Raw genomic sequence first — 6,214 nt, 5'->3', positions numbered from 1 at the left:
AGCGCTTCTTCGTTGCATCGTCTAACGGCTTCTTCGACACGGCGCGTATCTCCAATCAACCCGTTAGAGATGAAACGCGCCAGCCCTGAATCCGTTGTCATGTTTTTTGTAAATCTCAATAGTATCGAAGCCTGAAGCTGGTGGCGTGACCGACTGCGTCGCCATCTCCGATCAGGAGCGCGTGATTTGCGCCGCGGAGTTCCGCACGAACGAACGCCACCCGATTGCCCACTCTGGATGCCCATGCTGCGACGATGAAATCGCCAACGCGGCTACACGGATCAACCAACGATTACATCGCATTCCCGGTCATGGAGCCTTGTCAGCAAGGGACGAACGGGATAGTATGATATGAATCGATCCGTATCGTATCTAATGCGGCTATTCAACTTTTGCGCGCGGACATTTCCACCGGGGGGAGCCTACTCAGATTCAGGGAAGACCTACATTGCGAACAAAATTCAGGAGACACCAGATGGATATACGAGGATTCCGCAGCTACGCAGTGAGGCGGTGCTTCAAGAATAGGAGGGCCCAAGGATGAGTGGCAAGGCGATCGATATTGGTCTGATCCTCGACGATGGCCCGTTCAGCAGCATACAGAAGCTCGCCGTCCTGCTCGCCAGTCTGGCTGCAGTGTTGGATGGCTTCGATGGCCAGCTTATTGGCTTCGCGGATCCGGCGATACTGCGTGAATGGGGCATGACACGTGAAGCGTTCGCCCCTATAGTAGCGGCGGGCCTCCTCGGAATGGCAATTGGCAGTGTATCGGTCGGCGCCGTAGCGGACCGGGTGGGTCGCAGGGTCGCACTCATCGCCAGCATAAGCATTTTCGGCACAGCCACGCTTGCAATGGGCTTCTCGAGCAGCCCGCTAGAACTGGGGGCGCTGAGATTCATAGCGGGGCTTGGAATCGGGGGGGCGTTGCCCACGGCGTCCATCATCGCGGTGGAATTCACGCCGGCGAGAATGCGTACCCTAGCGGTGACAGCGACCGTGGTCTGCTATCCGGTTGGCGGGATTGTCGCGGGAATTCTGTCTGCCATGGTGCTGCCAAATTCCGGCTGGCGCAGTCTATTCTTCCTTGGTGGGTTGTTGCCACTTGCCTTCACCATACTATTAGCACTCTCCCTGCCTGAATCTCCCCGATACCTAGCACGTCGTGCGCACCGGCAGGAAGATCTCCGGCGCCTTCTCGCCCGCATGCGAGGACCTATCCCAGAAGGCGCCCTTATCGTTGACGCGACCAAGATGGACGCGGATGCAAAGATGGGCTTGACGAACCTGTTCACAGCACGCTGGATACGTGACACGGCAGCACTTTCGGGCGCCTTCTTTATGTGTTTGCTGGCGCTATACAGTGCGTTTAGCTGGCTCCCGGCAATGCTGGCCTTTGAAGGCTTGGATATAGGTATTGCGAGTCACGGCCTTACGGCTTACAACGTCGGAGGCCTGGTCGGGGCACTACTCTGCGCGGGTCTCGTATCCAGATTTGGATCGCGCGTCATCTTGGCGATTGCTGCGCTAGGGGCCATGCTAACCGCATTGTTACTACAAGCGCGCTATGCCCACATAGGCGTGAGCGCCTTTATTGTCGGTATTGGAGTTCATGGGTTCTTTGTCAATGCCGTTCAGGGTCCGATGTATGCACTCGGTGCTCACCTGTATCCAACGGAGATCCGTGCCCGCGGAGTCGGTGCGGCTACGGCCTTTGGCAGGTTGGGAGCGATTGTCAGCGCGTTTGCCGGCGCAGCAGTCATTTCCTTAGGCGGAGCAGCCGCCTATTTCACGCTCTTGGCCTTGGCAATGTTATTTGCACTGACATGCATTTGCGTAATCAGAAATCACATTCCGGCAAGGAAGCCTCATAAACTTCCGGAGATTGTATCGGCCGAATAGCCCAGCCATTCCGGATTATATTTCGTCATTTTTATATGAAAACAACGTAATTTCCTTCAGATTCAGAGTAGCCCCTGTTGGCGGAGATGAAATCATAACTGGTGGAAACATTGAATAATGAACGGTACCTATATGCCATATCCAGGCAAACCAACACCAATGACATTGCGCTTCACGATAGGGATAGGTTGAGAAAAATGGGCAGTGGAATTACTGGTAGCCTGTGCATCTGGCGCAAGTTCTAATGTCCGTGAGAGGAACGCTGGCATTGGCGGTTGCTCTAAGCATGGCGTCGATGCGCGCCTGTGATGTCCTGCTTCCGGCACTGTCGGTTGATTTCGGGGTGCAAATTGGCGAGGCCGGGTGGTCCATATCGGCATTTGTGTTGGCCTACGGCATTCTGCAACTTGTATATGGCCCGTTAGGCGACCGCTTTGGCAAGCTGCGTGTCATCGCTGTTGCACTGGCTGCGAGCTCGGTGGCGAACATCCTGGCGTCGCTCGCACCAACAATGACCGCGCTTGCTATTGCGCGGGGTCTTTCCGGCGCAGCGGCTGCAGGCATTGTCCCGATGAGCATGGCGAGAATCGGGGATACGGTGCCCATCGAGAGAAGGCAACAAGCGTTGGCCCGTCTTCTCCTCGCCACAATCGGTGGCTTGATTGGTGGCCAGTGGATGTCGGGACTTATCGCGGATGTACTGCACTGGCGTGTCGTGTTCATCGTATTGGCGGCGGGCTTTGGCCTTGTTGCACTTCGTGTCGGGACGAAGGCGTTGGGCCAGGAGCCAGACTTGCCACTTCGACGCTCCATTGGGGGACAGGTCCGAGAAGTCCTTCGGCAGCGATGGGCACGTCATATTCTCCTAGTGACGGTGCTCGAAGGCTTATTTACACTCTCGGGCTTTGCGCTTGTGCCCGCTTATTTGCACATGGAGTTCGGGCTGAGTCTCGGTGCATCCGGTACCGTTATGGCGATGTACGGTATCGGCGGATTGGTCTATGTAGCCTTATCAGGCATGCTGACTCGGCATCTCTCGCGAGGAGGTATAGCAGGCCTGGGCGGTCTCTTTCTGAGCTCGGGCTTTGCCATTGTGGCTGCCGGATCGCGCTGGGAGTGGAGCGCACTTGGATGCTTTCTTGGTGGCTTGGGATTCTATACGCTTCATAACACTTTGCAGACCGAGGCAACGCAAATGTCGCCGGAAGCACGAGGTACTGCGGTCGGTCTGTTTGCCGCGACGCTTTTCTTTGGACAGGCGATTGGAATGAGTCTGGCGGCTGTTGTGGCTGACTCCTTGGGGCAGACAATCTGGTTCTACTCCGCAGCCCTGGCGCTGCCGATCTTAGCTTTTTCCTTTGGCAGAGCGGTTGCGCGCAGGGGTGCTCGCCTGCCTACACTTGACAGATAGTGTGCATTCAATCGGTACGTTTGCCAAAATTCGGCGGTGAGGCCGCGGATTTGGTTCCGGCTCTTGCTGAATGGCCAGATGAGATACCGGTATGGGGTGAGGCCGTTCGCATTGCAGTACCCGACGAGAAAGTGGAGATTGGCACCGGTCTGCGCATAGGCAACCATGTCCGCAGGCCGCCCGACATACGGACGATGAACGGCCTGATCGCGTCTTCACAGCGGTTGAGGTCGGCCAATTGTGGGGCCACTGTCTCCTCGAGTATTGCAGCGCCATTCCACCCAGCAGACTCGAGGCAGGAAAGCCGACGACTGCTCGACGAGATTCCAATCGCTGACGGCCAGTACGCGAATGCTGTAACGCTTGCGCAGCTCTGCCGACGGTCAGGTTCCCACTTCACAATCTGACCGTCTTGGTGCGGGCGAGCCCACCAGCCTTAGAAGATTGGCAATTCAGTGTGCGACAAACAGGGCTTACATCGCTTGTGCCATAGCGGGAGTAATGTGTTCGGCAAGTTGAGCAATCAGTCGACGAAGTTCGTCTGCGCCGGCTGCGGTGCCATAGACATAGTGATCTGGACGGATGATGGCCGCCTTCGCTCCGAGCGACGAAAGCCATTGGTTAAACAGCCCGTCCCGCTCCATCAAACTCAGTGTTGGTAAGTTTACGGGACTTGGTGCAGTGCTGATGACCACTGTTCTCCCGCCGATTTTTTCCAAAGCATCATTCGTACTTGCATCGAACCAGTTCGGTACTTCTGAGGAACCTGCCACAATCAGGAACCCCGGTGGCAGTAGATCGTCTAGGCGCCTGAACTCGTCACCACTATGAATCCATGGTTGAACAAAAAGCTCCCCTGCGCCAACCTGTATCTGTTGATCAGTATCTCGGCCAATCAGTCCTGTCTCCAGTCCAGGAATGAATTTCTGTCGTACAGTTTCTGCCTTGCCCGATGCAAGCAACTCGGCGAGCTCACGGTCTCGCCTCCGTGCGGCCGTTTCGTCCAATTCACCGATAATCAGTCCGAATGATTTGGCATGGCTGACTATTGTCCGCACATGGCGTTTTCGCTCCTCAGTGTAAGAATTGAGGAGTGTCTTCGAGTAGCCGAGACGCTCTACGCCGTCGATCTTCCAGGCGAGATTGAGCGCATCTCTGATGCCGGCACAAAGGCCCTGGCCAAGGAACGGTGGCATCTGATGAGCGGCGTCGCCCATCAGGAACACACGCCCATCTTGCCATTCGTCGACCACTAACGCATGGAAACGGTAGATCGCCGTTCTGCAGACTTGCAAATTGGTGGGATCTACAAATGTGGACAACACTTGCAGTACCGCTTCGTCACTTTCGAAATCATCCGGCGTTTCACCGGGCAACATCTTAATTTCCCACCGACGCAAATTATCCGGCCCGACGATGTAGGTTCCAGGACGGGAGGGCCTGCAGTACTGGACACAACGCGGCGGCAGATCGATGGGACCGTGCATCCATGCATCCACCACCATCCACCACTCATCAAACGCGAGATCTTCAATCGTCGCTTCCATCTGCCGCCGCACGGTGCTTCGTCCGCCGTCGCAACCGAGCAGGTACTTACCCCGGATAGTGAAGACAGTGTCCCTCGCTAGCTGCTTGACCGTTGCCACAACCCCGTCTTCTCCCTGGGAGTATTCGAGGAACTCGTATCCGAGAAATTCTTGAACCTTCGGATATCGGGCCACTCCTGCGCGAAGCGTTGCTTCAAGTTCGGGCTGTACAAACATCCATGTGGGATCCCATGCTAAAGGCGACGGGGGTGGTGCAGGGTAGAAGCACTTGATGAGTTGTCCCTCTATGCCAATGAAGTCAGTTCCGGGATGCGGAGTCGTTCTCCTGGAAACCTCTTCCGCCAGTCCACACTCCTGGAGCACCCGCATCACTTCTTGGTCAGCGGTGATCGCGCGGGGCTTATCGTAGATTTCAAGCGCCTGATCAAAAACGGCAACACTGTAACCGCGCTTGCCCAACAGATTTGCCATCGTCGCGCCGGCAGGGCCGTAGCCAACGATAAGCACATCGAATACAGTGTCCGAACGTCCTAACAGTTCCATGATCTATTCGTCTCCTTCAAACTTTCACTTATCTGATATGCAGCTCAAGATCTACCCTCGTCGGACCCTGACCGTAATCAATTGCCTGTCGTAATCATGGACCCATATCTGGATAATAGTTGAGTCACACTGTAAAAATGAAAAGGAAAGTTGACTAGCAATTTTCCGTATGATGAACAGGAGTTGAGAGGCTCCTTTACGGCATTCCCTTATACAGAAGTAGGACCGCCTCGGCAGCCGAGCATGTAGCCTGAGGCTGCGAAATTTCGAGGTAAGGGGTTGTTANGCATCCCCGGCGCATGCGACGACTGGTCGCAAACCATTGGGGCATATCGGTTTCTCGGCAATGAGCAGATCGATTGGCGGGACGTGATGCAGCCGCATTGGGAACGCACGGCGGACAGAGCTGCGCAGTTTCCGGTAGTGCTGTGCATCGCTGATTCGACCGAGTTGAGTTTTAATGGCCAGGAGATGGAGGGGTTGGGGCCGCTGAGCTACGAAGCCCAGCGGGGCATGTATCTCCATCCGACCTACGCGGTGACGCCAGACCGGGAACCGCTTGGGGTGATCGATGCCTGGATGTGGGCTCGGGAACCGAAGGACGCCGACGGCAACCGCGGCGGGATCAAGGAAAGCGTACGCTGGATAGAAGGGTATGAACGCGTTGCGGAACAAGCCGCGCTATTGGCCCGGACACGACTGGTGTATGTGACGGACCGCGAGGGTGATATTGCCGAATTGATGGCGCGCGCCCAGGAACTTGGCCAACCAGCCGACTGGCTGATCCGCAGCCAACACAACCGCAACCTTGCTG

Annotated in this window: 3 protein-coding genes and 1 pseudogene; 3 read left to right on the top strand and 1 reads right to left on the bottom strand. The window is 56.1% G+C overall.

From position 1 onward, the window contains the following. Positions 1 to 540: 540 nt before the first annotated feature. Entirely contained in the window at positions 541 to 1,899 is a 1,359-nt protein-coding gene (locus DN412_RS41995; RefSeq protein WP_115216874.1) for an MFS transporter, read from the top strand. Positions 1,900 to 2,167: 268 nt separating this feature from the next. Continuing rightward, positions 2,168 to 3,310, top strand: coding sequence for an MFS transporter (locus tag DN412_RS41990; RefSeq protein WP_161564131.1), 1,143 nt, complete (start codon positions 2,168 to 2,170; stop codon positions 3,308 to 3,310). Positions 3,311 to 3,783: 473 nt separating this feature from the next. On the opposite strand, the gene DN412_RS41985 is transcribed toward DN412_RS41990, so the two are convergent. After that, positions 3,784 to 5,400: a bifunctional 3-(3-hydroxy-phenyl)propionate/3-hydroxycinnamic acid hydroxylase gene (locus tag DN412_RS41985; RefSeq protein WP_115216872.1), complete on the bottom strand. Its 1,617-nt coding sequence runs from the start codon at positions 5,398 to 5,400 to the stop codon at positions 3,784 to 3,786. Between the two features lie 261 nt (positions 5,401 to 5,661). Between DN412_RS41985 and DN412_RS41980 the strand changes: the two are divergent. Then, positions 5,662 to 6,214, top strand: a pseudogene (locus DN412_RS41980) (transposase DNA-binding-containing protein); the annotation flags it as partial.

The organism is Cupriavidus lacunae, assembly GCF_003353055.1.
Lineage (GTDB): Bacteria > Pseudomonadota > Gammaproteobacteria > Burkholderiales > Burkholderiaceae > Cupriavidus > Cupriavidus lacunae.
Note: the sequence above shows the minus strand (reverse complement) of the source record. Positions and strands in the feature narration are given on the sequence as shown.

Bases quoted from the DNA above. Each gene is read 5' to 3' on its own strand.
- DN412_RS41995 (WP_115216874.1), top strand. From the start codon at position 541: ATGAGTGGCAAGGCGATCGATATTGGTCTGATCCTCGACGATGGCCCG.
- DN412_RS41985 (WP_115216872.1), bottom strand. From the start codon at position 5,400: ATGGAACTGTTAGGACGTTCGGACACTGTATTCGATGTGCTTATCGTT.